Origin of the sequence: Bacillus hominis (genome assembly GCF_018332515.1) — a bacterium.
GTDB classification, from domain to species: Bacteria; Bacillota; Bacilli; order Bacillales; family Bacillaceae_G; genus Bacillus_A; species Bacillus_A hominis.
In genome coordinates this window covers 1-2,155 of the sequence record NZ_BOQD01000161.1, presented here as the reverse complement: position 1 = coordinate 2,155, position 2,155 = coordinate 1, and the positions used below count along the sequence as shown (strand labels likewise).

1 protein-coding gene is annotated in these 2,155 nt (G+C 38.4%); it reads left to right on the top strand.

Going from position 1 to position 2,155, the window contains the following annotated elements:
- The first annotated feature begins 463 nt into the window (after window positions 1–463).
- On the top strand, window positions 464–2,029 hold the full coding sequence (gene rny, locus KI356_RS16625; protein ID WP_212935930.1) for a ribonuclease Y: 1,566 nt from the start codon (window positions 464–466) through the stop codon (window positions 2,027–2,029).
- The last annotated feature ends 126 nt before the right edge of the window (window positions 2,030–2,155 follow it).

Below are 2,155 nucleotides of genomic sequence, written 5' to 3'. Positions count from 1 at the left end.
GTGTCTTTTATTTTTTAATTCACTTTGAAAGCGCTGTACATAGTTGGAGATAAAATATTTATTCCATCCAAAAGGCTATGTATAAAGAGGGATATTCATATGTTTTAAGTGAATGAATTGGGATTTACTAAGGTTTTCCAGGATAATATGCTGTCTGTTTTTTAAATCTATATAAGATTCAGGGCTGAAGGTAAAGAAAGTAAAAGTAGACAACGCTTGACAATGAAAATTGCGATAGATACAATGAGAATGTATATTTTTTCTTATATACGATACACTCTTCTCAAGAAGAGAAGTAATATTCGGAGTAAGACTTAAATCTTGCCGAAATAATAATATGACATTTTAATTGTGAAATGAAGAAAGTCCCTTAAAAAAGCGGGACGACGGTCTTTGCTGTACGTTGTAATTCAATGTACATGCCGACAGTCTTTTTTCATTCATAGCAAGGGGAGGTGAAATCATGACGAGTACATTTTGGATACTCATCTCCATTTTGCTTGCAACAGCAGTCGGTGCAGTTGTTGGCTTTTTTGTTCGAAAGTCTATTGCTGAAGCGAAGATTAATGGTGCAGCTAATGAAGCGAAACGTATTCTAGACGAAGCGAATCGTGATGCTGAAGCACTTAAGAAAGAAGCGCTTTTAGAAGCAAAGGATGAAATTCATACACTTCGTACAGAAGCTGAATTAGAAATTCGTGACCGTAGAAGCGAATTACAAAAACAAGAAAATCGTTTAATGCAAAAAGAAGAGAACCTTGATCGTAAAGACGAAACGCTCGATAAGCGCGAGCAACAGTTAGAAAAGAAAGAGGAATCTCTTGTAGCGAAACAACAACAGATTGAAGAGTTGGAAAGCAAAGTGGGAGAGTTAGTTCAAAAGCAACAAACAGAATTAGAGCGCATTTCCAATCTGACCCGCGAACAAGCGAAAGCAATTATTCTTGGTAAAGTGGAAAGTGAAGTTTCTCATGAAATTGCCGTTATGGTAAAAGAAAGTGAAGTTCGCGCGAAAGAAGAAGCCGATAAGAAGGCAAAAGAGATTTTATCTCTTGCAATGCAAAGATGTGCAGCTGATCATGTTGCTGAAACAACCGTTTCGGTTGTAAATCTTCCAAACGACGAAATGAAGGGACGTATTATCGGACGTGAAGGTCGTAATATTCGTACGTTAGAAACGTTAACAGGTATTGACCTTATTATCGATGATACACCAGAAGCGGTAATTCTATCTGGATTTGACCCGATTCGTCGTGAAACAGCTCGTATCGCTCTTGATAAACTAGTACAGGACGGACGTATTCACCCAGCGCGTATTGAAGAGATGGTCGAAAAATCAAGACGTGAAGTGGACGAGTATATTCGTGAAGTCGGAGAGCAAACAACGTTTGAAGTGGGTGTTCATGGCTTACATCCAGATTTAATTAAAATTTTAGGTCGTTTAAAATACCGTACAAGTTACGGACAAAACGTCTTAAAACATTCTATGGAAGTTGCATACTTAACTGGACTTATGGCAGCGGAGCTTGGTGAGGATGAAAAACTAGCAAGACGTGCTGGTCTATTACATGATATCGGAAAAGCAATCGATCATGAAGTAGAAGGTAGCCACGTTGAAATTGGTGTTGAACTCGCAACGAAATATAAAGAGCATCCTGTTGTAATAAACAGTATTGCATCTCACCATGGTGACACAGAACCAACTTCTATCATTGCAGTTCTAGTTGCTGCAGCAGATGCATTATCAGCTGCAAGACCAGGAGCTCGTAGTGAAACGCTTGAGAACTACATTCGTCGTCTTGAAAAGTTGGAAGAGATTTCAGAGTCTTATGAAGGCGTAGAAAAATCTTTCGCAATTCAAGCAGGACGTGAAGTTCGTATTCTGGTAAAGCCAGATACAATTGATGATTTAGAAGCTCATCGTTTAGCTCGTGATATTCGAAAACGTATTGAAAGTGAACTGGATTATCCAGGACATATTAAAGTAACTGTTATTCGTGAAACACGTGCAGTGGAATACGCAAAATAAAGTGGTGAAACACCACTTTATTTTTTTGTGTTGGAATTGGGTAAAATAAAGAAAATTATTTCTCCCGCGTTAACGGGCAGTAAAACTCCCACCTCAAAATTCGGCTTGAGCAAAGAAGTTAGGTGG

What these genes read in the sequence shown, in the direction of transcription:
- rny (WP_212935930.1), top strand. Translation starts at nt 464, where the DNA reads ATGACGAGTACATTTTGGATACTCATCTCCATTTTGCTTGCAACAGCA.